We start from the raw sequence: 23,262 nt of genomic DNA, 5'->3' as shown, positions 1-23,262 counted from the left end.
TGGTTACGAGGTGGTCAGTTGTCCGGATACGTGGGCCGCAAGGCCGTGTCCGTGCTGGGCCAGGTAGGCGACCTCTTCGTCATCGTCCTGGAGGGATTGCGCCGTAGCTGGGACGTCCGGAGCTGGTGGTGGGAGTTCGTCGACCAGTGCTGGTTCCTGGCCCGGGTGACCAGTGTGCCGGTGCTGCTCGTCTCGTTACCCCTCGGCGCGACCGTGGCGTTGCAGGTGGGCGACCTGGCCTGGCAGCTCGGCGCGGCGTCCGCCACCGGGAGCGCCGTGTTCGTCGGGCTCATCCGGGAGGTGGCGCCGCTGGCCAGCGCCCTGCTGATCGCCGGGGCCGGCGGCAGCGCGATGACCTCCGACATCGGCGCGCGGCACATCCGTGACGAGCTGAGCGCCATGGAGGTGATGTCGGTCAATCCGATCCACCGCCTGGTCACGCCGCGCATGTGGGCGGCCAGCACGGTCGCGGTCTGCCTGTGCCCGCTGGTCATCCTGGCCGGGGCCAGCGGCGGCTACTTCTTCAACGTGGTCGTACAGGGCGTGACCTCCGGCGCGTACTTCGACGGCGCGCTGTCCCTCGTGGTGAGCTCCGACCTCTACGTGACCCTGTTCAAAGCGTGGATCTTCGGCTTCATCGCCGCGGCCGTCGCCTGCTACAAGGGCATGACCTGCGCCACCAGCCCCGTCGGCGTGGGCCGCGCGGTCAACCAGTCGACGGTGGTCACGTTCATGCTGGTGTTCGCGTTCAACTACGTGATCTCCGCGGTCTACTTCCTCGCCTACCCGCCGAAGGCGCTGTGATGGTCACGCGTACGGCCGGCCTCAGGGCCGCCGTCACCGGGCGCGAATGGGCGGAGCGGTTCGCGACCCTGGCCAACTGGCCGCTGTTCGTGTGGAAGGTGCTGTTCTACTCGGTCCGCGACGTGATCCTCCGGCTGAAATACTTCAAGGTCGTCACCCGTCAGGTCAGCGACGTGGTGGTGGGCGTCGGCGCGACCGTCATCGGCGGCGGCATGATCTTCGTGGTGTTCACGATGGCCTTCGTCGTCGGTGCGACCGTGGGCCTGCAGGGCTACCAGGGGCTGGCGGCGATCGGCGCCGAGTCGTTCATGGGCCTGGTCGGCAGCTTCGCCAACGTACGCGAGATCACCCCGATCATCGCCGCGACCGCGCTGGCCGCGCAGGTCGGCTCGTCGTTCACCGCCGAACTCGGCGCGATGCGGATCTCCGAGGAGATCGACGCGCTGGAGGTGATGGGCATCAACGCCTTCACCTACCTGATCTGCACCCGGGTGGTCGCGGCGCTGCTGGCGCTGGTGCCGATCTACCTGATCGCGCTGTTCGCCAGTTTCTTCGCCACCCGGCTGATGAGCACGGTCCTGTTCGGGCTGGCGCCGGGCGTCTACGACTACTACTTCTACCTGTACCTGCCGGTCAGCGACATCGTGTTCAGCGTCACCAAGGTGGCCATCTTCGCCTTCACCGTCGTCGTCATCCACTGCTACTACGGCTTCTACGCCACCGGCGGCCCGGTGGGCGTGGGGGTGGCGGCGGGGCGCGCGATCCGTCAGTCGATCGTCACGATCGTCCTGCTCAACCTGCTGCTGTCGTTCCTGTTCTGGGGTAACGGCGGCAGCGTGAAGCTGACGGGGTGAGCGATGGGACGCGACGGGTTCTCCCTGCCGGTGCGCGCGGGCATCGCGCTCGCGCTCATCCTGGTGCTCGCGGCGACGACGATCTTCATCGTACGCACCGCGTCCGAGATCAGCGGCACCAGGATCGACGCCGTGTTCGACCGGGCCGGTCAGGGCCTGGACACCCAGTCCCCCGTCAAGATCCGCGGCATCACGGTCGGCGACGTGACGAAGGTGTCGCTCGACGCCAAGGGCAAGGCCGTGGTGAGCATGGCCATCGAGCCCGGCGTCCGGCTGCCGGGCACCACCGTCGCGGCCGTCGAGCCGTCGTCGGTGTTCGGGCCCAAGTTCGTCGACCTCAAGCTCGGCGCGGGCGAGACCACCGGCCCCTACCTGGCGAGCGGGGCGGTCATCACCACGACCGAGGAGCCGCTCGACCTGTCCGACACGCTCGGCGCCGCCTACCGCGGCCTGAACGCCGTCGACCCGCGTGAGGTCACCGTCATCGTGCACACGCTGGCCCAGGGGCTCGACGGCGAGGGGACGCGGCTGCGCGAGCTCATCGACGACGCGGGCACGGTCGTCGATGTCGCACACCGGCAGCGCGCGCGGGCCAGGCAGTTCCTGCACGACGCGGCCGGGCTGTCCACCGCGCTGTCGGACAAGGGCGACGAACTGGTGTCGATCTCCTCCGACGTCAACGTCATCACCCCCGACCTGCTGGAACGGGCTGACAAGGTGCGGGTCCTGCTCCAGGAGGTCACCTCGGTCTCCGACCTGGCCGCGCACGGCCTGCGCAAGCACCGGCAGGACCTGCGGGCGGGCGTCCACTCGGGCGAGCGGGTGGCCGCGCTCATCTACGCCCAGCTCGGCCTGGCCGGTGACGGCGTACGCGGCCTGAACCGGCTGGTCGACCTGCTGAACAAGCTGATCGAGGCGCCGGGCCCCGGCAACACCCGCCAGCTGCAGGTGGAGGCGTTCGTCTCGACCGACATCTGCGAGCTCGTCGTCGGCTCCTGCGGCCCGACCGACGGGAGGGACTGACGTGGCGCTGTCCAGGGAACGGGTGACCCGCCGGTGGACGCTGCTGCGCGTCGTCCTGTTCGTCGGCGTGACGCTGACGCTCGCCGTGCTGATCGCCGTACAGATCGCCCGGGTCAGCACCGGCAGCGGATACCGCCTTACCGCGACATTTGATGATGTGTCGGGGCTGACGGAGGGCGACCAGGTGAAGATCGCCGGGGCGCCTGTGGGCCAGGTCGACACGATCAAGGTGGTGAACGGCCGCGCCGAGGTCACCATGGAGGTCCAGGACGCCGTCCGGGTGCCGTCGGACACCGAGGCCGCGATCAGGTGGCGCAACGCGGTCGGCCAGCGGGTCGTCTACCTGCTCCCCGGCACCGCGCCCGGCCGGCTCGCCCCCGGCTCGCGGGTGATCCGCACCTCGTCCGTGGTCGACATCGGCGCGCTGGTGAGCGACCTCGGCCCGCTGACCCGCAGCCTGGACCCGGACCAGATCAACCAGCTGCTCACCGCCGCCGCCAAGTCCCTGAAGGGCAACGACAAGAACATCCCGCGGCTGCTCGACAACGTCAACGCCATCACCGGCACGATCAACGAGCGCAAGCGGACGATCCAGGGGCTGCTGAAGGACTACGCCACCGTCACCGGCGTGGTCGCCCAGCGCGACCAGCAGATCGAGCAGCTCGTCGACAACCTGGTCACACTCTCCGAGGCGTTCGCCGCCAACCGCAAGCTGATCGACGACTCGATCGTGCGGCTCTCGACCACCGTCCACACCTCCAACGAGGTGCTCGGCAAGAACGCCGACGAGCTGGGCGCGCTGGTCGACCACCTGTCCGGCCTGACCGGCGGCATCAGGCGGCACGTGGGCGAGATCGACAAGACGATCAGCACGTTCCAGCCGCTGTTCGCCCGCGCCTACTCCAGCGTCGATCGCGGCCACTACTTCATCACCGCGGTCCCCTGCCTGGCGCTGAGCGCCGCTCCCTGCCCGTACCCGATGAAGACGCCGCCCCCGCTGCGCGGCAGCACGCGGATCCAGAGCTCGAAAGACCTGCAGAAGCTCATGGTCGGTGAGTGATGGCGCTCAAGTCCTTCCGCGACCGCAACAAGATCGTCGTCGGCCTGGTCTCGCTGGCGGTGCTCGGCGCGGTCCTCGTGGCCACCTTCCTGGTCGGCAACCTCGGGCTGCTCGAAGGCGGCTACTACATGTCCGGCACGTTCGTGGACTCCGGCGGCCTGCGCACCGGCAACGACGTGCGGGTCGCGGGCGTACGCGTCGGCAAGGTCACCGAGGTGCGGCCCGACTACGGCCAGGGCAACGTGGTCGTCACCTGGAAGGTCGACACCGACGTACGGCTCGGCCGCGCCACCCGGGCCGACATCACGCTGTCCAACCTGCTCGGCGGCCGGTACGTCAAGCTGTCCGGCCCCGTCGCCGCCCCGTACATCGACCAGCTCCCCGAGGCGCAGCGGCGGATCCCGGTGACACGGACGGGCGTCCCCACGCTGATCAACGACGCCATCAAGGACGCCACCCACCTGGTCCAGAAGCTCGACACCAAGGCCGTGGACGACCTGCTGACCGAGCTGGGCAAGATCGACACCAGCAAGCGCGGCCGGATCACCAAGCTGCTGAAGAACATCGGCGACCTGTCCGACACCATCAGCGAGAGCGAACCGCAGTTGCAGAAGCTCCTCGACAACGGCACCAAGATCATGAATGTCCTGGAGCGCAAGGACAAGCAACTCGCCCGCCTCATCGACGCCATCGAGGTCATGCTGGACGAGCTGCGCTCGCGCCGCAACGAGCTGCGCACGCTGCTCGGCGACGGCAGCGACCTCGTCCAGAGCACCACCCGGCTGATCAACGAACACGAGGGGACGCTGGTCCGGGTCCTCGACGACACCGGCGCGATCACCACCAAGCTGAACAGCGGCAACAAGGAGTTCAACGCGCTCCTGGCGTGGGCCGGCCCGACGTTCTCCGGGCTGTCCACGATGGGCGGCCAAGGCCCGTGGCTCGAGGCCATAGCCACGGGCCTGGGCCCCATCGACCCGGAGGTGCTCGGCGCCATCGCCAAAGACAGGAAGAACGACAGATGACCCGCTTACTGGCGGTCCTGCTGGCCGTGACGCTGCTGGCGGGCAGCGGCGGGTGCACGCTGCTCGGCGCGGAGCCGTACCGGCTGACCGCGATCTTCAGCAAGGCGCCGTCACTGTACGAGCAGGCGCGGGTGAAGGTGATGGGGCTCGACGCCGGATACGTGACGAGCATCCGGATCGACGGTGACAAGGTACGCGTCGAGCTGTCGGTGGACCGTGAGGTGCCGCTGCCCGCCAACGTCAAGGCCGTGGTCGCGCCGCAGAACACGCTGGGCGAGCGGAACGTGGTGCTCTACCCGCCGTGGAAGCCCGGCGACCAGCGGATCGCCTCCGGCGCCACCATCCCGCTGGAGCGCACCGACCTGCCGGTGGAGATCGACGACGCGCTCGACGCGTTCACCAAGCTGACCGACGCGCTGGACTCCGACAAGCTGGGCGACGTCGCGGGCAACCTCGCCGACAGCGTCAGGGGCCGCGGCAAGACGGTCAACAACGCGATCGCCGACACCGCGCACCTCACCGACACGCTGGCCAAGCAGGACCAGCAGCTCATCGACCTGGCCAAGGGCCTGAACAAGCTGGCCACCAGCCTGAACAAGCGGCAGGACCAGGTGACGGGCGCCATCGACTCCTTCGCCGAGGCCAGCGCCATCCTGGCCGAGGAGCGGCGGCAGCTGCGCACGTTCATCTCGGGCATGGCCGGCTTCGTCCGCCGCGGCGACGTGATCATCGAAGCCTATTCCGAACGGCTCCCGCAGGCCGCCGGCACGCTGGCCGAGCTGGTGCTGACGGTCCGGGCGAACAGCGCGTCGATGGCCCAGGCGATCAAGGGCGCGGCGGACTTCGCCGACATCCTGATCGACTCGTGGGACAAGAAGCAGCACGTGCTGAAGATCCGCGTGGTGCTCAACGCGATGACCAGGGCCTGGCTGACCCCGCTGTTCGACGCCCTGAACCTCGGCAAGGTGCCGTGCCTGCCCGCCGGCCTCAGCAACTGCCCCTACGAAAAGAAGGCGCGATGAAGGCACGTGTCCTGTCGGGGCTGCTCGCGCTGGCCATCACCGCCTCATGCTCGCTCCAGACGCTCGGCGCCACCGGCGGCGACCTGACGATCAACGCCACCTTCGACGACGTACAGAGCCTGGTGACCGGGCACAGCGTGCAGATCTCGGACGTACGGGTGGGCACGGTCACCGGCATCCGGCTGCAGGGCTACCAGGCCAGGGTCACCATGTCGATCATGTCGGAGCACCCGGTGCCCGAAGGCAGCACCGCGACCGTGGCCAAGACCTCGGTGCTGGGCGAGAACTACGTCCAGCTCACGCCCCCTGCGGGCAAGGACCTGTCGAAGGGCCCGTACCTCAAGAACGGCGCCACGATCACCGACACCTCGGTCGAGCCGGACATCGAGCAGGTCACCGCCAAGGCCGGGCCGCTCATCGAGGCGCTCGGCACCCAGGACGTCAACGCCATCCTCGACGCCGCCTCGACCGCGTTCGCCGGCAAGGGCGCCGACGTCAACAAGCTGATCAAGCAGACGGCCGAGGTGACCGACACCTACGCCGCGGCCCGCCAGGACATCGCCACCACCGTGGACGCCCTGGCCAAGCTGGGCGACCAGCTCGCCAGGGGCAGCAAGGAGCTGGACCGGCTGCCCGGCACGCTGGCGGCGGCCACCGCTCGCCTCGCGCACGGCCGCAAGCACGTGAAGAAGGCCATCATCGCCCTGACCGACCTGGCCAAGGAGGCCAACCTCACGGTCTACCCGCGCCACGCCGCCCGGCTGCGCACGCTGCTGCGCGAGCTCGACGCGATCACCTCCTCGATGCTGCGCGGCAGGGAGGACCTGAAGGCGCTGGTGACCAAGCTCCAGGCATTCATCGACACGCCGCCGATCACGGTCAACGGCCAGGTGCTCATCTACGTGTGGCTGAAGGGCCTGCTGCTGCCCAAGCACAAGGGGCTCCTGCCGGACGGCAAGACGGGCGTGCTGCCCAACCGGGTCGAGGACTTCCGCCTGCTCCTGGAGCCGCCGCGATGAGGAACCGCCGCATCTACCTGAACCTCGGCTTCTTCGCCGTCCTGGGCGTCGTGATGACGGTCTGGGCGTTCAGCACGATCATCAAGCTCGACGCGATCACCAAGCCCTACCGGGTGTCGGCGGAGTTCGTCTCCTCCCCCGGCCTGATCCGCGGCTTCGACGTCGCCTACCTCGGTGTGAGGGTGGGCAAGGTCGGCGACGTACGGCTGGCGCCCGGCAAGATCATCGTGGGGCTGGACATCGACAAGGAGATCCGGCTGCCGAAGGCCAGCACGGCCGAGGTACGGCGTAAGTCCGCGATCGGCGAGCCGTACGTCGAGCTGTCGCCGCCCGCGAGCGGCGTGAACGGCCCGTCCCTCGCGGCCGGCGACGTGATCCCGCTGTCCAAGACCACGGTGCCGCTCGACTACAAGAAGCTGTTCGAGGGCGTCGGCAAGCTGCTCGCCGCGGTGCCGCCCAAGGACGCCAAGACGATCACGCACGAGCTGGCGGTGGCGCTTGACGGCCGGTCGTCGTCGATCAGGAGCATCATCGAAGACGCGCACGACCTGACCGGCACGCTGGCCGACAACTCCCAGGTGCTCGACGACCTGTCCGTGCAGCTCACCCAGCTCACCCACACGCTGGCGGGCCGGAAGGACAAGCTGGCCTCGGGCATCACGGACCTGAGCACGGTGACGGCCACGCTGCGCGAGTCGCGTACCGACCTCGACGCCTTCCTGGACCAGGGGCCGGGCGTGTTCGGGCAGCTCGACCGGGCCATCAAGCGGGCCAGACCGGGCCTGTCGTGCCTGCTGACCGCGGCCGGCCTGCCGCACAAACCGGTCTTCTCCGCGGAGACCGAACGGAACGTGCACCACCTGCTGGCCATCGTGCCCACGGCGCTGAGCCTGGCGGACGACATCAGCGCGAAGGAGGGCGGCACGGTGTACGGCAAGGCGCAGTTCGTCTTCAGCGTCCCAGGCGGCCCGCGACCGGCCGTGGAGTACGCAGGTCCGGTCGGCCCGCCGACCGTTCCCCGCCTGCGTGCCTGCCCCGACCGCGCCGTGGCCGATCCCGTCCGTACGGAAGACGCCGCGGACAAACCCCGCAAGGACCCGACGACAGAGCAGACCAGGCGGCCGGCCGCCAAGGCCACCGCAGAGCCCGAGCGGACCCCGGAGGCGGCGGGTGCGAAGTCGCCCGCCGCGGCTGCCGGGCCCGCGTCCCGTACCCCGGTGGACGCCGCTCCGCTGATTGCCGCGATATTCCTCGCGGTGGCGGCGAGTGGTGGCATCTTGGGGTGGATTGCGGTGAGCCGGGCCGCCCGCCGCCGTGAGGAGAACTCATGACCACCAAGCAGGACCTCACCGAGGACCGGCAGGCCGCCGCAGAGGAGGCCCCGGCGCCGGAAGCCCCGCCCCCCTCGGACGCGCCCACCGAAAGGCCCTCCGACAGCACCGCCCCGGACGCTCACGCCTCGAACGGTGCCACGCCGGACCGCGCCACGCCGAATGGCGGCGCCCCGGATGGCAGCGCCTTGAACGACAGCGCCCCGGACGGCGGTGCGGTCGGGGTCGAGCGGGGGCGGCTGGGCCGGGCGCGGATCATGGTGGTGATGGCGGCCCTGCTGGTGGCCGCGTTGGCCGCCACGGCGGCGCTGCAGTGGATCTCCGCGAACCAGGCCCGCGACTCGCTGGCCCGGCTGGAGAGCGAGCGCGCCCTGCGGCTGGAGGTCTCGGGCGCGGCAAGCTCGTTCGGCAAGGCCCTGCTCAGCTACGACTACCAGGACCTGCAGGCCACCCGCGCCACGCTGACGGCCCAGGCCACGGGCGACTTCCTGGCCACCTACGACGAGGCGTTCGGCGGCGCGATGGCCCAGGTCATCGTCAAGCTCAAAGCCGTCTCACAGGCGAACGTCCGCGAGGTCTACCTGTCGGACGTCGACGAGGCCACCGCGCACGCCATCGTCGTGGTCGACCAGCAGGTCAACACCTCGGAGGCGATACGCTCGGTCAAGGACTCCCATCTGAAGATCAGCTTGGTCAAGGAAAAGGGCGTCTGGAAGGTCCACGACGTCTCCGTGCTCGGCGCGGCCAAAGAGGACCAGTACAAACTGGACAGCGGCTCGAAGAAGAAGGACTGACCGTTGAAGCGCTCCCCACGACTAAGTTCGGGGGATTCCAGCCAGCTCGGGCTCCGTCTGCGCGGTGGCCTGGGCTGCTGTTGCTTGGCGGTTGGCCTTCCGGCCCACGCGAGTGCGTGGTTTGCGCGCCCCAACCCGCACACCCGGTCGGGGCTGCGCGTGCTCCGCCCTCCCGGCGGTGAGGATGTTCTTGGCGGCGTTCACGTCGGCGTGCTCGGTTTGCCCGCACGAGGTGCACCGCAAGACCGCTTGGCTCTCGCGGGACTTCCGGTCTACCACCGTGCACACGTTGCACGTCTGACTGGTGTACGCCGGATTAACAGTGATCACGCAGGTGCCCGTGTACCGGGCCTTGCTCCGGGTGGCCAGCTCGATCCGATGCCAGCCCTTGTCCAGAATGCTGCGGTTCAGGCCGGACTTGCTCGCAGCCCCGTTCGGCAGGAACACGCCCGGCCGTTCGGGATCCGGCCTGGGCGCGACATCGGCAGTCATGTTCCTGGTCGCCAGCGCCTCGCTGAGGTCCAAGCGGTACTTGCGTCCAGTCAGCATCCGCGATCATCGGTTCTTCCGGTTCTCGACGTACCGCGTGACGACGTCCAGGGGCGCCCCGCCCACCCCGGCCACGAAGCAGGAGTTAGTCCCCAGCGTCGACTTCACACGCGGAAACTTCTGACGCAGGACACGGCAGGAGCGGCCCTTGATGGCCTTGACCAGCTTGTGGATCCCGAACTGAGAGTCCACCTCGATCAGCAGACGAACATGGTCGGAAATGAATTCCACCTCCACCAGCCACGCCCCCTTTTCCTCGGTCACCTCACCGATGAGCCGCGTGAGACGTTCTTCGATGCGTCCGCCCAGCACCCGCGGCGGTATCTGGGACACCACGCCATGTGGAAGGCGCGCTGGAAGGCGATGTTGCTGTTCTTTCGCAAGGTCACAGCCACACAGTGAAGGATACGGAAGGCGCCCCATCTACCGCTCAAAGATTCGACAGAAGGGCTTCCCCCATGACTGAAGCCAGGGGTCCGCGCCCAAGATCTCTGAGCGGCCCCGTAGCGATGGGTGGACGCCCCGACGAGGTGCTCGCCCCAGAAGACTGGCTGACCGACGTCGAGCGGACCCGCGCCGCCCGGTTCGCGTTCGAGCCCGACCGCCGCTCGTTCACGGCGGCCCACCTGCTCGTACGCCTCTGCGCCGCGGCGGTGCTCGACACCGATCCGGCCGGGCTGACCCTGTTGCAGCACTGCGACGTGCACGGCCCCGGCCACGGCCGCCCGTACATCGAGCAGGCCCCCTCACTCGGCGTCAGCCTCAGCCACACACGCGGCTACGTCTGCGCCGTGGCCGGGGAGGGCCGGGTCGGGATCGACGCGGAGCGGGTGCCGCCGGGCCCGTTCGACCGGCTGCTCGCCGGCCGGGCGCTCACCGAGCAGGAGCTGGCCGTGGTCACCACCAACGAAGAGCTGATCAGGCACTGGACGCGCAAGGAGGCGCTGATCAAGCGCGGCGAGCTGACCATCGACGGGCTGCGGGAGGCCGGCGCCGACGCGGGGGGCCGTCATCTGCTCGAATGGACCGCCGAGGGCGACATCGTGGTGGCTGTTATCACAGACGCACCAGCGGTTCAGATCCCTATAGTCGGATAAAGTGGACGTATGTTCTACCGCAAGCCACTAGAGGAGCGAATCGCCGATCGGGTGGCGCAGCGCAGGCCGCTCGAAGAGGGCAAGACCTTCGAGCACGGGCCGGCCAAGTTCGTCTTCGTCTCGCTGATCGTGGCCGTCGTGCTCATGCACGTCGTCGGCCTCGCCGTGGTGATGGCTCTGCACTAACGGCGCACGGTAGGAGTGGGATCCAGGAACACCTGGGAGATGCCGGGATAGCGGTCCCGCAGCCGGCGGTCGAGCTCGTCGCAGGCGATCTCCACGCCCGCCGCGCTCGCGTCGTCCCGAAAGTCGATTTTCGCGGCCACCATGAGGCTGCCCGGACCGAGGTACATCGTGAGCAGCTCGACCACGCTCACCACCTCGGGCTGCGCCGCCAGCACCTCGCGGATCTCCTTCTCGACCGGGTCCGGCGCGGACTGGCCGATCAGCAGCGACAGGTTCGACCGGATCAGCGTGAGCGCGGCCACCAGCAGGAGCAGGCCGATCGCGATCGACGCGCCGCCGTCCCACACGGCCGAGCCGGTCACCTGGGAGCCGAGCAGGCCCAGCGCCGCGATCACCAGCCCGACCAGCGCCGCCGCGTCCTCGTACACGACGGCCTTCAGCGCGGTGTCCGAGGTGATCGAGACCAGGCGGAACGGACTGACATCATGCCTGCGGGCCTCCTTGCGCAGCTGCGCGAGCGCGTTGAGGAAGGACCCGCTCTCGATCGCGAAGGAGACGGCCAGCACGATGTACGACGGGAGCAGGTTGCCGAGGTCCTCGCCGTGGCTGATCTCGTGCATGCCATGGGTGATGGAGAATCCCGCGCCGCCGACCAGGGTCGCGACCGCCGCCATCATCGCCCAGAAGAAGCCCGCCTTGCCGTGCCCGAACGGATGGCGCCCGTCAGCGGGCCGCTGCCCCCGGCGTACGGAGACCAGCAGGAGGAGCTCCGTCACCGTGTCCGCGGCCGAGTGGGCCGCCTCCGACAGCATCGCCGCGGAGCCGCCGATCAGGCCCGCGATCAGCTTGGCCACCGCGATGGCCAGGTTCGCGCCGCCCGCCACGAGGACGGTGCCCAAACTCTCACCCGAGTTGTCCGCCATAACGGGTCACCTTACGTTGGGCCGCGTTCAGCGGCTCAACGCAGGCAGCGGTGTTTGCGCCTATGTTGGGCCGCGTTCAGCGGCCCAACGCAGGCGGCGGTATTCACAGTTCCGTGCGCTAGATTGGAGATCATGAGCGCGCCCCGCTGGCTTTCCCCCGCTGAGCAGCGTGCCTGGCGTACCCACCTGGCGCTGCACAAGCTGCTCATGCACCGGCTCGACCGCGAGCTGCAGGAGCACGCTCTCTCGGTGAACGACTACGAGATCCTGGTCAACCTCTCTGAGAGCCCCGAGCACCGGATGCGGATGAGCGACCTGGCCGACGCGACCATCCAGTCCCGCAGCCGGCTGTCGCACCAGATCTCCCGCATGGAGGCCAAGGGACTGGTCACCAGGGAGGACTGCCACGACGACCGGCGCGGCACGTTCGCCGTGCTCACCGACGAGGGCTGGGCCACGATCGAGAGAGTCGCGCCTGATCACGTCGCCAGTGTCCGGGAGCATTTCGTCGACCGGCTCACCGACGACCAGCTCGACGCGCTCGTGGTGGCCTACGAGCCGATCGTGGAGCATCTGAAGAAGCTTCGCTGAACGCCCAGGCCGACACCTAACCGATATGCCCGACGGCGCACGATCGTTCCGGGCGCTCGCTACGATCCGCTCATGCTCCGAAAGCTGCTGTTCGTCGTCATCCTCGCGCTGGTGTCCGCCTGCTCATCCGGTGGCGGCGGCAGCGAGTTGCCCGCCGGACCCGACCTGCTGAAGAAGTCCGCCGAGGCCATGAAGGCGGTCAAATCGGCCACCTTCTCCATCGCCACGGACGGCAAGCCCAAGGTGCCGGTGAAGAAGGCCGACGGCAGGCTGACCGCCACCGGTGACGCCGACGGCACGATCACCATCGAGGTCCTGGGCAGCCTTCAGGAGCTCACTTTCGCCCTGGTCGGCGACACCGTCCACTTCAAGGGCCCGACGGGCGGCTTTCAGAAGATGACCAGGAAGGACCTGGCGCAGATCTACGACCCGTCGCTGATCCTCAACCCGGCCAAGGGCCTCGCGCAGCTGCTCGGCACGGCCACCGACCCGCGCGTCGAGGCCGAGGAGAGCGGCGTCTACCGGGTGGCGGCCACGTTCTCCGGTCAGGTCCTCGGGACCCTCGTCCCGGGTGTCACCCAGGGTGTCAACGCCAAGATCTGGGTGGACAAGGCCACCAGCCGGCTCACCAAGGTCGAGCTGCCGCTGCAGGACGGCACGGTGACCGTGTCGCTCAGCGACTACGACGCGCCGGTGACGATCACGCCGCCCGCCGCCGGATGAGGCGCGCCCGCCGGGTCGCGCTCGGCGTCGGCGGGGCGGTGGTGCTGCTCGCCGCCCTCGACGCGTACGTGGTCGTGACCGTCCTGCTCGACATCGCCACCGACGTGGGCATCCCCACGAACCGCCTGGAGCGGGCCACACCGGTGGTCACCGGGTTCCTGCTCGGCTACATCGCCGCGATGCCGCTGCTCGGCCAGCTCTCCGACCGCTACGGCCGGCGGCCCCTCATCCACGCCTGCCTGGCGGCGTTCGCGCTCGGCTCGGTGCTGACCGCGCTGGCGGCCGGTGAGGTGATGGTGGTGACGGGCCGGACGATCCAGGGGATCGCGGGCGGCGCGCTGCTGCCGATCACGATGGCGCTCATCGGCGACATGTGGGACGAGCACGAGCGCCCGGTGGCGCTCGGCGCGGTCGGCGCGGCGCAGGAGCTGGGCAGCGCGCTCGGTCCGCTGTACGGCGGGGTGCTGGCGCTGATCCCCAGCACCACGGTGTTCGGGATCGAGCTGGGCGGCTGGCACGCCATCTTCTGGATCAACCTGCCGCTGGCCGCGCTGGCCGCCGTGGCGGTCCAGCTGACCGTACCCCCGCCACGGCCTCGGCGACCAGTTGCCGGCTTCGCGACGCCGGCCCCTTCCGGGCCTTCCGATCCGGCTCCCTCCGGTCGTGTGGACGGGGTCGGCGGCGCATTGCTGGCCCTTAGCCTCGCCCTCCTGGTGGTGGGCCTGTACAACCCGGACCCCGCCACGACCGTACTGCCGCCGTGGGGCCTGCCGGTGATCACGGCGGGGGTCCTGGCCGGAGCGGCGTTCGTCTGGTGGGAGATCCGGTCGAAGGTCCGGCTGCTCGACCTGACGGGCATCCGCAAGGGGCCGCTGCTGGCCACGCTGGGCGTGAGCTTCCTGACCGGGGCCGCGCTGCTGATCACCATGGTGTTCGTCCAGTTCACCGCGCAGACGCTGCTCGACATGGAGGCGCTGGAGGCGGCGCTGGTGCTGGCCAGGTTCCTGATCGCGCTGCCGGTCGGCGCGGTGCTGGGCGGTGTGCTGGCCCGCCGGCTCGGCGACCGCCTGGTGGCGGTGGCGGGCCTGATCGTGGCCACGGCCGGATATGTGCTGATGAGCCGCTGGCCGCTCGACCTGGCGAACGCCGGACTGCTGGTGGACCTCGCACTGATCGTGGCCGGGCTGGGCCTGGGGCTGGTCATCGCGCCCGTGTCGGCGGCGGTGCTGCGGGTGACGCCGGCCACGCAGCACGGGGTGGCCTCGGCGGCGGTGGTGGTGGCCAGGATGATGGGCATGCTGATCGGCATCGCGGGGGTGTCGGCATGGGGGTTCCACCGGTTCCAGTCGCTGACCGCGAACCTCGACACACCGCTCCCGGTCGGGGTCGAACCCGCCGTGTACGCCAAGCAGCTGAGCGAGTACCTCGCGAAGGTGAACGCGGCGCTGCATCTGGAATATACGGAGATGTTCTTCGTCACCGCCCTGATCTGCCTCCTCGGCGCGGTGGTCGCCGCCTTCCTCCCCCGCCGTCCGGTGACAGCCGTCCGTTGAGCGACTGGTTAGTCATCCCCTTCAGCGCCGATAGGGATTTTTAGGACAAATAGCGCGCCTCGCTCCGAGTCCTCGATGGTCAGCGTCCCGCCGTGGCGCTCGGCGATCTCCCTGGCGATCGCCAGGCCGAGTCCCGTACCCCCCTTGTCCTTGCTTCGGGCGGGATCCAGCCGGGTGAAGCGCTGAAACACGAATTCCCGCTGGTCGGCTGGGATGCCCGGGCCGTCGTCGTTCACCTCGAGCACCGCCTCGTCGCCCTCGCGGCGGACCGAGACCGCCACGCTGGAGGTGGCGTGCCGGGCGGCGTTGTCCATGAGGTTGGTGAGCAGCCGACCGAGTTGCAGCCGGTCCCCGCCGAGGACCACGCCCGGCTGGAGGTTCGTCACGATGCGCACCCGAAGGGCGCGGCGTCCCAGCTCGGACTCGATCAGCTGGCTCAGGTTCACACGGTCGTCCGCGCGCTTGGCGCCGGCGTCGAGGCGGGCGAGCACCAGCAGGTCGATGACGATCGCCTCCAGCCGGTCGAGACTGGCCAGTAGAGCTCGCGTCATGGCGGGCCAGTCAGCCTCATCCGGGTGCAGCAGCGCCTCCTCCACCTGGGCGCGCATGGCGGTGATGGGACTGCGCAGGTCGTGCGAGGCGTCGGTGGCGAAGCGCCGCTGCTGCTCGACCGCCGCCTCCAGCCGGTCCAGCGTCCGGTTCGCGGCCTCGGCCAGCTTGCGGATCTCGTCGTGATGCTCGGGCACAGGTACTCGGCGGCCCAGGTCGGTCGAGGTGATCTCGGCCAGCTCGGCGCTGATCGCGTCGACCGGGTCGAGGGTCTTGCTGACGGTACGGTAGGCGCCGATCGCCGTGGCGCCGACCAGCAGCACGGATCCGATCAGGAGCCGGGCCAGGAATGAGCGGTCGACGTACCACGGGATGATGGCATCGGCGCCGTAGACGGTGTATTCGGTTCCGTCCTTGTGGATCTTTATGGCCTCCACGATCATGCACTTGCCCGGAAAGCCGGGCACGCTGCAGACGACCCGGTCCGCTCGCAGGTTCTCCCCTGGCAGGGAGAAGGAGGCCATCCGGGGTTGGCCGACCATCCGCTCGTTGGACGCCACGACCCGGCCGGCCGGGTCGACCACCTGGATGGCGGGGACGCCCAGGTCGGGCAGCACGGGAGGGATCTGTTCCAGCACGATGTAACGGACCGCCCGAAGGTCGGCGGCCAGAATCCGGTCCCCCTGATCATCCGTGGCATGGTCGTGAGCGCTTCCCAGGATGGTCCCGCTGAAGATCGCGCACAGCACCGTCATGACGACACTGGACAGCAGCGTCATCCGAGTCCGCACGGACCAGTCGCGCCGCAAGCTCACCATGCCCCTCCATCCACCTGACGATCACGCTAAATGCGCATCGTGCGAGGCTGAGGCAGGGGACAGGCAAGACGCAACAAACTATGCATCAAGAACGTGGCCATGCCACTCGGCGCCTCCGTCACCGAGCTTGATCAGCGGTTCTCACGGAGAGAGCCGATGCAGGTCTCGCGGGAACAGCGTCGCCTGGCGGATGTTCGCCGCGCCCACGAGGCGCGCGGTCCAGCGCTCTAGGCCCAGCGCGAACCCACCGTGCGGCGGCATGCCGTGCGCGAAGGCCTGCAAATATCCCTCGTACGCCCCGGCTCCCTCACCCCGCGCGGCGAGCGCGTCAAGGTAGTCCTGGTACCGGTGCAGCCGCTGGCCACCCGTCACCAGCTCCAACCCTCTGAACAGCAGGTCGAATCCGTTCGAGTACCCCGCACGCAGCGGGTCCGGGGCCGTGTAGAACGGGCGCTTGGCCATCGGATACCCCGTGACGAACAGGAACTCCGACCCGTGCTCCCGCACCGCCCACTCCGACAACCACCGCTCCTGCTCCGGCGACAGGTCCGGCTCGAACTCGCCCGTGAGCCGCTGCGCCTGCGTGAAGTGGATCGCCGGGATCTCGGCGGGCACCTCCGGCAGCACCACGCCGAGCAGATCGATCGCCGGCTGCTCTCGTACCGCCTCCAGCATGCCCGCCACCGCCTCGCGCAGCACGGCCATCACGTCGCGGTGGTCGCGCACGAAGCCCAGTTCGGCGTCCAAGCTCGTGTACTGGGCCAGGTGGCGGACCGTGTCGTGCGGCTCGGCCCGGAAGACCGGCCCCACCTCGTACACCCGCTCGAACACACCGACCATCGCCTGCTTGTAGAACTGCGGCGACTGCGCGAGGTAGGCGGGGCGCCCGAAGTAGTCGATGCCGAAGACGTTCGCGCCCGACTCGGTGGCCGAGGCGACGATCTTGGGTGTGTGGATCTCGGTGAACCCGAGCCGGTCCAGCGTCCGGCGGAACCCGGCCACGCTCGCCGCCGAGATCTCCAGCGGCGCCCTGAGCCGCGGATGGCGCAGCGCGACCGGCGCGTGGTCGAGGATCGTGGGCAGCGCGGCGGGCACGACGGGCCGGTAGAGGTCGAACGGCGGCGCCTCGGTGGGCTCGGCCAGCACCTCGATCTCCGGCTCCGTGAGCTCGGCGCCACCCGGCGCCTGCGGGTTCGCGGTCACGACGCCCGTCACCCGGACGACCGTCTCCTCCCCCGGAACCGCGCCGGTCGCCACCACTTGGGCGAGCCCGCTGCGGTCCCTGACGACCAGGAAGGACACGGATTTCAGCCGCCGGCGGCGATGGACCCAACCGGCGATCGTCACTCGTTGTCCGGCGTGCTCAGCGAGCTCCGCCGACAGGACACGAGAGATCATCACAGCTCCTCACGAGGAATTGCATGATCCCTTGGGAGTGCGGGGGAGAAGGGAACTCCCGGTGCCACCGCACTTTCGCCGCCCACGACGGGGCGGCCTCCACGACCCGATGACGGGGGTCAGACCGGCGGGGCATTTCCTCCCCGCACTCGGGAGTGTCTTCACCGAAGGGGCGCGGGGCCGCCTTCACAGCTACCGGCGGCTCTCTCCGGCCCGCGCGGCCCTTCGGCTACTCGTCTCCGTCCACGTGTTGCCGGTGATCGTACTACTTCTTGGACTGGCCGCTCTTCCGCTTTTCGCGGATCTTCATCGACACGTCGATCGGCGACCCGGCGAAGCCGAACTCCTCGCGGAGCCGGCGCTCGATGAACCGGCGGTAGGTGTCCTCAAGCCAGCCCGAGGTGAACAGCACGAACTTGGGCGGCTCCACCGACGCCTGCGTGGCGAAGAGGATCTTCGGCTGCTTACCGCTCCGCACCGGCGGCGGCGTCTGGTGCACCAGCTCGGTCAGGAACGCGTTGAGCCTGGACGTCGGCACCCGCGACGACCACGAGCCCAGCGCCTTCTCCAGCGCCGGGACGAGCCGGTCCATGTGCCGCCCGGTCTTGGCGGAGATGTTGACCCGCAGCGCCCACGGAGTGCGGACGAGCTGCCGGTCGATCTCCTTCTCCAGGTAGTAGCGGCGGTCCTCGTCGACCAGGTCCCACTTGTTGAACGCGACCACCATCGCCCGGCCCGACTCGATCACCAGGCCGATGATCCGCAGATCCTGCTCGGTGAGCGGCTCGCTGGCGTCGATCAGCACGATCGCCACCTCGGAGCGATCGAGGGCGGCCCTGGTGCGCATGGCGGCGTAGAAGTCGGCGCCCTGCAGCTCGCGGTCGCGCCGCCTGATGCCGGCGGTGTCGACGAAGCGCCAGGTCTTGCCGCCCAGCTCGATCAGCTCGTCGACCGGGTCGCGGGTGGTGCCCGCCATCGGGTCGACCAGCACCCGCTCCTCCCCCGCCAGCATGTTGAGCAGCGAGGACTTGCCGACGTTGGGCTTGCCGAGCAGCGCCACCCGGTAAGGGCCGCGCTCGGCGTCGAACCGCAGCTCCGGGGTTTCGGGCAGCGCGTCGAGGATCACGTCGAGCAGGTCGCCGCTGGAACGGCCGTGCAGGGCCGACACCGGCTGCGGCTCGCCGAGGCCGAGCGCCCAGAGCGAGGCGGCCTCCAGCTCCAGCTGCTGGTTGTCGACCTTGTTGGCGGCCAGGATGACCGGCTTGCCCGACTGGCGGAGGACGGAGCCGACCGTCTCGTCGGCGTCGGTCGCGCCCACCGTGGCGTCGACGACGAACACGATCACGTCGGCCAGCTCGACCGCGACCCGCGCCTGGTCGGCGATGCGCAGGTTCATTCCGGTGGCGTCGGGGTCCCAGCCGCCGGTGTCGACGACCGTGAAGCGGCGCCCGCGCCAGTTGGCGTCATAGGTGACGCGGTCGCGGGTGACGCCCGGCACGTCTTCGACGACCGCCTCGCGGCGGCCGATGATGCGGTTGACCAGCGTGGACTTGCCGACGTTCGGCCGGCCGACGATGGCGACGACCGGCTGCGGGCCGCTGTCGACGACGACGTCGTCGGATACTGCGAGATCGTCGAGGTCAGCCTCGACCCAATCCCCCGTTGTCACGATTTTTCATCCTTTGTGAGTGCCGCACCTTTGTCAGGTGCGCTCCTTGACCAGACTCAGCACCTCGCCGATGACCTCTTCGAGGGTCAGCGGCGTGGTGTCGAGCTCGACGGCGCCATCCGCCATCGAGAGTGGATCCGCTTTACGTGTGGAGTCGAGGGTGTCGCGCCGGGCCATGGCGGCCTGCTGCGCCTCCACCGTGGTGCCGGCCAGCTCCGCCGTACGACGAAGGGCACGGGCCTCGGCACTGGCCGTCAGGTAGACCTTGACAGCGGCGTCGGGGGCGACCACTGTGCCGATGTCGCGGCCTTCGACCACGATGTCACCGGCGCCGATGATCTCCCGCTGCAGCTCCACGAGACGCGCACGCACCTCGGGAACCGCCGCGACGACGGAGACCGCCCCGGTGACCTCGGCCTCCCGGATCGGCCCGGCCACGTCGACACCGCCGACCCGGATGGACGGGCCGTCAGGGTCGGTGCCGCAGGCGATCTCGGGCTCGCCGGCGCGGGCCGCGACAGCGGCGGGATCGGTCAGATCGATGCCCTGCTGGAGCATCCACCAGGTCATCGCACGGTACATCGCCCCGGTGTCCAGGTAACGCAGTCCGAGCGCCCGGGCGACTCCGCGCGACACACTCGACTTACCCGACCCCGAAGGACCGTCCATGGCGACGACCAGACCGGTCACGGCCTCTCCCTCTTCACGTTGTTTCTCCAACCTGAAGAGGCTACCGCCTCCAGACGACGCGATACGCCGGTAGAGCGGCCAAGGCGAGGCGGGGCTCCGGGCACTGCACCCGGACAGATGAACGTCTTTCCGATTGTCGACACTGGAGGTGAATCCTCAGCAACCCGGCGACCAGCCGATCGGAGGAATCATGTCCAGCTCAACCACTCCTGTTCTCCCCCAGCGCGAACCAGAACTGGCCGGCCAGACCGTCGTCGTGATCGGCGGCAGCGCGGGCATCGGGCTCGAGACGGCTCGACGCGCCCGGGCCGAGGGTGCCGAGGTCATCCTCACCGGCCGCGATGCCGACCGGCTCAAGCAGGCGGCGCTGGAACTCGGCGCCCGACGTACCGCGGCTTTCGACGCCAACGACGCGGCTTGTCTGGAGACGTTCTTCCAGGACCTGCCGGCACCGATCGACCATGTGCTGGCCACGGCCGGCAGCCCGCGCTACGGACCCCTGCTCGAGATGGACGCGGCCCAGGTGCGCCAGGCGGTCAGCGAGCACCTGGTGCTGGCGCTCGAGCTCGCGCCGGTTCGCGTCAACCTCATCGCCGCCGGCTTCGTCGACACCCCGTTGTCGGCATCGCTGCTCGGAGACCGGCTCGAGGAACGCCGGAATGAGCTCCGGGCGACGCTTCCGATCGGCCGCGTCGTCGGCCCCGCCGACGTCGCGGCACTCGCCGTCCACATCATGAGCAACACGGCGCTCACCGGCGCGACGTACGACATCGACGGTGGGCAGCAGTTCATCTGGTAAGCCTCGGTCACTTGAGCCCCGCCGTCAGCCGGAACAGGCCGACCGGCACCAGCCCGCGCTTGAGCAAACGGTAGGTGGGCAGCGGGCTGCTGCTCACGGTCTCCTTGTAGGCGATGGCCCACCGTCCCGTCAGGTACCACCTGCGTGGCGTGTCATCGGGGTGGGTGAACTGGATGACCGCGTCCTTGCGCCCGAGGCTGAGCGGCTGATGGACGTACCCGAACCGGAACGCCTTCACCCTTCGGCCGAGCAGCCCGTCGGCGAGCGCGTCGGCCGCGTGCAGGCCCGTCGGGATGCCGCCCTGGCAGGTCCCGTGCATGACACCGTACGGCTGGCGCACCGCGGCGGCGTCGCCCACGGCGTAGACGTCCGGGTGGGACACCGAGCGGAGCGCGGAGTCGACCACGATCCTGTCCCGCTCGTCCACCGTCAGCCCGGCCTCGGCGGCCAGCGGCAGCCCTCTGGTGCCGGCGGTCCAGAGCGTCGCGTCGGAGTCGATGAGTTCGCCGTCGGACAACTCAATGGCGTCCGGCAGCACCTTGACGACGTCGGCGCCGCGGCGTACCTGGATGCCCAGCCGGGCCATCGCCTTGTCGACGTACGCGCGGGCCTGCTCCCCCATCATCGAGCCCGGACGGCCCCGGCTGAGCAGGACGACGCGCAGGTTCGGGTGCGCCTCCGCCAGTTCGGTCGCCGACTCGACCCCGGTCAGGCCGCCACCGGCCACGACGACCGTGCCCCGGTCGAGTTCGCCGAGCCGGCGGGCGAGCCGTACGGCCTGGTCGTGGTCGTCGTAGGCGTAGGCGTGCTCGGCCACCCCTGGGGTCGAGAGGTCGGTGACGGTGCCGAGGGCGTAGATCAGCTTGTCGTACCCGATCACCCGCCCGCCGTTCACGACGACCTCGTGGCGGGCGGGGTCGAGGGCGGTCACGCGGCCGAGGACGAGGTCGATGCCCGTTCCGGCGATGATGTCGGCGATCGCGTGGTCACGCAGCCGTTCGCCCGCGGCGGTCTGGTGCAGCCGCAGCCGTTCGGTGAACCTCGGTGAAGCGCTGACCAGCGTCACCTTGCCGCCGTGGCGGCGCGTCCTGGTGGCGACCCTGATCGCGGCCGCGATGCCCGTGTAGCCGGCGCCCAGTATCAGGATGTTCGTCATGTCCCTGTCTCCTCGCGGTTCCGGGTGGATTCCGTACTGAGGACGGAGCGAGAAGCCGGGGATGTGACATCGGCCGGTTAGGGGACCTGCCAGCCGCGTTCGTGCAGGGCCTTGGTGAGCACGACCGCCGCGTCGGGCTGCACGGAGACTTCGGCGATGCCCAGGGGCAGGCCAGGAGCGTGCTCCAGGCGTACGTCCTCGACGTTCACGCCGACCTCGTCGCAGATCTGGAAGAGCCTGGCCAGCTGGCCGGGGCGGTCTCCGACGACGACCTGGACCACGACGTACGCGGGCGCGGGGCCGCCGTGCTTGCCGGGGATGCGGCCGTGACCGGCCACGCCGCGCTTGAGCAGCTGGGTGAGCTCCTGCGTGGCGGTGCCGTCGCCGTCGGCCAGCGCGCGGAGCGCCGTCGCGGCCTCGGACAGGTCGCGGGAGACGGCCTCCAGCACCTCGGCCACCGGGGTCGCGTTGCCCGACAGGATGCCGAGCCAGAGGCCCGGGTCGCTGCCCGCGATCCTGGTGACGTCGCGGATGCCCTGCCCGGCCAGGCCGAGCGCGATGTCGGACGCTTCCGCGAGGCGGGCGGCGACGGCGGACGCGGTGACGTGCGGCGCGTGCGAGACGACGGCCACGGCGCGGTCGTGGTCTACGGCGTCCACCTCGATGGGGTTGCCGCCGCAGAGCTCCACCAGCTGTTGTACGGCCGCCCGGGCCTCCGGCGTGGCGTCGGGGGTGGGGCAGAGCGCCCACGGGCGGCCCAGGAACAGGTCGGCCCTGGCGGCTCCGGGGCCTGACTTCTCACGTCCGGCCAGGGGGTGGGAGGCGACGTAGGTGGACAGGTCACAGCCCAGTTGGCCGGCCCGCTCGATGGGCTCCACCTTGACGCTGGCCACGTCGGTGTAGAACGTGGCGGTGCCGTTGCGCTGGAGGGCCAGCAGTTCGCTGGCGACGTGCGCGGGCGGCACCGCGATCACCGCGAGATCGATCGGCTCGGCCGGGGTGCCGGTCTCGGGGTGCCATTCCTCGCCCGCGCCGAGCTCCCGGGCCAGCCGTACCGCTCCCTGGTCGTGGTCGGCGAGCAGCACGCGTACTCCGCGCTGGCGCAGGGCCAGCGCCATGGAGGTGCCGATGAGACCGGTGCCGACTACCAGCACGGTGCGGAGTTCGGAGGCCATCTACATGTCCTGATTTATCGGGCGTCGGAAAAGCTCTGTCAGGTGCAACTTCGTTTACTGGTGATCGTTTACTGAGCGATGTCCTGGCGTAGCGCGACGGCGCCGCGCAGATAGACGTGCTGGATCTCGGAGCGCGGCCGGTCGGTCTCGACGTGGGCCATCAGGCGTACGACCCGGGGCAGCGCGCCCGGCACGTCGATCTCGGTGCAGCAGATCAGCGGCACGTCGTGGAAGCCCAGCTTCCGCGCCGCCAGCGCCGGGAACTCCGCCGTCAGATCGGGAGACGCCGTGAACAGCACGCTGATCACATCGTCGGTGGTCAGCCGGTTGCGCTCCATCAGCTCGCTGACCAGCTCCGTGGTGGCTTCGATGATCGCCCCACGGTTGTTGGCGTCCACCTGGATCGCCCCGCGGATCGCCCGCACCATGTGATCCGTCCCCTCTATAGCGGTGA

At 69.7% G+C, this 23,262-nt stretch carries 24 protein-coding genes and 1 pseudogene; 15 read left to right on the top strand and 10 right to left on the bottom strand.

What is annotated here, in order from left to right; all coding sequences use genetic code 11:
* The first annotated feature begins 51 nt into the window (after window positions 1-51).
* Genes AB0B91_RS14295 through AB0B91_RS14255 form a run of 9 tightly spaced genes read left to right on the top strand, consistent with a single transcriptional unit; the run spans window position 52 to window position 8,932 of the window.
* Window positions 52-804, top strand: coding sequence for an ABC transporter permease (locus AB0B91_RS14295; RefSeq protein ID WP_219533656.1), 753 nt, complete (start codon window positions 52-54; stop codon window positions 802-804).
* A complete protein-coding gene (locus tag AB0B91_RS14290) occupies window positions 804-1,658 on the top strand; it encodes an ABC transporter permease (protein WP_358318703.1) in 855 nt (284 codons plus the stop codon). The genes AB0B91_RS14295 and AB0B91_RS14290 overlap by 1 nt, the downstream gene beginning before the upstream one ends.
* Before the next feature lie 3 nt (window positions 1,659-1,661).
* A complete protein-coding gene (locus AB0B91_RS14285; protein ID WP_358318702.1) occupies window positions 1,662-2,681 on the top strand; it encodes an MCE family protein in 1,020 nt (339 codons plus the stop codon).
* Between the two features lies 1 nt (window position 2,682).
* Complete coding sequence (locus AB0B91_RS14280) at window positions 2,683-3,741, top strand: MlaD family protein (protein ID WP_358318701.1); 1,059 nt, start codon at window positions 2,683-2,685, stop codon at window positions 3,739-3,741.
* On the top strand, window positions 3,741-4,766 hold the full coding sequence (locus AB0B91_RS14275) for an MlaD family protein (RefSeq protein WP_358319198.1): 1,026 nt from the start codon (window positions 3,741-3,743) through the stop codon (window positions 4,764-4,766). Before AB0B91_RS14280 ends, AB0B91_RS14275 begins: the two co-directional genes overlap by 1 nt.
* Window positions 4,763-5,788: an MCE family protein gene (locus tag AB0B91_RS14270; RefSeq protein ID WP_358318700.1), complete on the top strand. Its 1,026-nt coding sequence runs from the start codon at window positions 4,763-4,765 to the stop codon at window positions 5,786-5,788. The genes AB0B91_RS14275 and AB0B91_RS14270 overlap by 4 nt, the downstream gene beginning before the upstream one ends.
* The gene (locus tag AB0B91_RS14265; RefSeq protein WP_358318699.1) at window positions 5,785-6,807 is read left to right on the top strand and encodes an MlaD family protein; all 1,023 of its coding nucleotides are present in this window, start codon (window positions 5,785-5,787) and stop codon (window positions 6,805-6,807) included. Before AB0B91_RS14270 ends, AB0B91_RS14265 begins: the two co-directional genes overlap by 4 nt.
* Entirely contained in the window at window positions 6,804-8,138 is a 1,335-nt protein-coding gene (locus AB0B91_RS14260; RefSeq protein WP_358318698.1) for an MlaD family protein, read from the top strand. Before AB0B91_RS14265 ends, AB0B91_RS14260 begins: the two co-directional genes overlap by 4 nt.
* Window positions 8,135-8,932, top strand: coding sequence for a hypothetical protein (locus AB0B91_RS14255; protein WP_358318697.1), 798 nt, complete (start codon window positions 8,135-8,137; stop codon window positions 8,930-8,932). Before AB0B91_RS14260 ends, AB0B91_RS14255 begins: the two co-directional genes overlap by 4 nt.
* Window positions 8,933-8,953: 21 nt before the next feature.
* Here the strand turns inward: AB0B91_RS14255 and AB0B91_RS14250 are convergent, their stop codons facing one another.
* A complete protein-coding gene (locus AB0B91_RS14250) occupies window positions 8,954-9,481 on the bottom strand; it encodes a transposase (protein ID WP_358318696.1) in 528 nt (175 codons plus the stop codon).
* A gap of 6 nt (window positions 9,482-9,487) precedes the next feature.
* A pseudogene (gene tnpA / locus AB0B91_RS14245) lies at window positions 9,488-9,876 on the bottom strand (IS200/IS605 family transposase).
* Between the two features lie 114 nt (window positions 9,877-9,990).
* Here tnpA and AB0B91_RS14240 point away from each other — a divergent pair.
* Window positions 9,991-10,578, top strand: a complete 588-nt coding sequence (locus AB0B91_RS14240; protein ID WP_358318695.1) for a 4'-phosphopantetheinyl transferase superfamily protein — start codon at window positions 9,991-9,993, stop codon at window positions 10,576-10,578.
* Window positions 10,579-10,587: 9 nt separating this feature from the next.
* Window positions 10,588-10,764 carry a hypothetical protein gene (locus tag AB0B91_RS14235; protein WP_358318694.1) on the top strand — a complete coding sequence of 59 codons (177 nt, stop codon included), beginning with the start codon at window positions 10,588-10,590 and terminating at the stop codon, window positions 10,762-10,764.
* On the opposite strand, the gene AB0B91_RS14230 is transcribed toward AB0B91_RS14235, so the two are convergent.
* Complete coding sequence (locus tag AB0B91_RS14230; protein ID WP_358318693.1) at window positions 10,761-11,687, bottom strand: cation diffusion facilitator family transporter; 927 nt, start codon at window positions 11,685-11,687, stop codon at window positions 10,761-10,763. The two genes, AB0B91_RS14235 and AB0B91_RS14230, sit on opposite strands and share 4 nt — an antisense overlap.
* A 132-nt stretch (window positions 11,688-11,819) precedes the next feature.
* Here AB0B91_RS14230 and AB0B91_RS14225 point away from each other — a divergent pair, with 132 nt between their 5' ends.
* From AB0B91_RS14225 to AB0B91_RS14215, 3 genes are all read left to right on the top strand, one after another.
* Window positions 11,820-12,278 carry a MarR family transcriptional regulator gene (locus tag AB0B91_RS14225; RefSeq protein WP_358318692.1) on the top strand — a complete coding sequence of 153 codons (459 nt, stop codon included), beginning with the start codon at window positions 11,820-11,822 and terminating at the stop codon, window positions 12,276-12,278.
* A gap of 72 nt (window positions 12,279-12,350) precedes the next feature.
* Window positions 12,351-13,001, top strand: a complete 651-nt coding sequence (locus AB0B91_RS14220) for an LppX_LprAFG lipoprotein (RefSeq protein WP_219533541.1) — start codon at window positions 12,351-12,353, stop codon at window positions 12,999-13,001.
* Complete coding sequence (locus AB0B91_RS14215; protein ID WP_358318691.1) at window positions 12,998-14,554, top strand: MFS transporter; 1,557 nt, start codon at window positions 12,998-13,000, stop codon at window positions 14,552-14,554. Before AB0B91_RS14220 ends, AB0B91_RS14215 begins: the two co-directional genes overlap by 4 nt.
* An 8-nt stretch (window positions 14,555-14,562) precedes the next feature.
* On the opposite strand, the gene AB0B91_RS14210 is transcribed toward AB0B91_RS14215, so the two are convergent.
* The 4 genes from AB0B91_RS14210 to cmk all read right to left on the bottom strand — a co-directional run bounded on the left by AB0B91_RS14210 (window position 14,563) and on the right by cmk (window position 19,657).
* Window positions 14,563-15,921, bottom strand: a complete 1,359-nt coding sequence (locus AB0B91_RS14210) for an ATP-binding protein (protein ID WP_358318690.1) — start codon at window positions 15,919-15,921, stop codon at window positions 14,563-14,565.
* A 141-nt stretch (window positions 15,922-16,062) separates the two neighbouring features.
* Window positions 16,063-17,319: an aspartate--tRNA(Asn) ligase gene (gene aspS, locus AB0B91_RS14205; protein WP_358318689.1), complete on the bottom strand. Its 1,257-nt coding sequence runs from the start codon at window positions 17,317-17,319 to the stop codon at window positions 16,063-16,065.
* Between the two features lie 265 nt (window positions 17,320-17,584).
* Window positions 17,585-18,988 (bottom strand): ribosome biogenesis GTPase Der, encoded by a 1,404-nt coding sequence (gene der / locus AB0B91_RS14200; protein ID WP_358318688.1) that lies wholly within the window; start codon window positions 18,986-18,988, stop codon window positions 17,585-17,587.
* A gap of 33 nt (window positions 18,989-19,021) precedes the next feature.
* Window positions 19,022-19,657, bottom strand: a complete 636-nt coding sequence (gene cmk / locus AB0B91_RS14195; RefSeq protein WP_358319195.1) for a (d)CMP kinase — start codon at window positions 19,655-19,657, stop codon at window positions 19,022-19,024.
* A gap of 211 nt (window positions 19,658-19,868) precedes the next feature.
* Between cmk and AB0B91_RS14190 the strand changes: the two genes are divergently transcribed.
* Window positions 19,869-20,477: an SDR family oxidoreductase gene (locus AB0B91_RS14190; RefSeq protein WP_358318687.1), complete on the top strand. Its 609-nt coding sequence runs from the start codon at window positions 19,869-19,871 to the stop codon at window positions 20,475-20,477.
* A 7-nt stretch (window positions 20,478-20,484) separates the two neighbouring features.
* On the opposite strand, the gene AB0B91_RS14185 is transcribed toward AB0B91_RS14190, so the two are convergent.
* The 3 genes from AB0B91_RS14185 to aroH all read right to left on the bottom strand — a co-directional run bounded on the left by AB0B91_RS14185 (window position 20,485) and on the right by aroH (window position 23,236).
* The gene (locus tag AB0B91_RS14185) at window positions 20,485-21,633 is read right to left on the bottom strand and encodes an FAD-dependent oxidoreductase (protein ID WP_358318686.1); all 1,149 of its coding nucleotides are present in this window, start codon (window positions 21,631-21,633) and stop codon (window positions 20,485-20,487) included.
* Window positions 21,634-21,710: 77 nt separating this feature from the next.
* Window positions 21,711-22,808 (bottom strand): prephenate dehydrogenase, encoded by a 1,098-nt coding sequence (locus tag AB0B91_RS14180; RefSeq protein WP_358318685.1) that lies wholly within the window; start codon window positions 22,806-22,808, stop codon window positions 21,711-21,713.
* A 68-nt stretch (window positions 22,809-22,876) separates the two neighbouring features.
* Window positions 22,877-23,236, bottom strand: coding sequence for a chorismate mutase (aroH, locus tag AB0B91_RS14175; protein WP_358318684.1), 360 nt, complete (start codon window positions 23,234-23,236; stop codon window positions 22,877-22,879).
* Window positions 23,237-23,262: the final 26 nt, after the last annotated feature.

This window comes from Nonomuraea sp. NPDC049141, from assembly GCF_040648415.1.
In the GTDB taxonomy this organism is placed as follows: Bacteria; Actinomycetota; Actinomycetes; order Streptosporangiales; family Streptosporangiaceae; genus Nonomuraea.
This window is presented reverse-complemented; position numbering and strand designations above follow the sequence as displayed.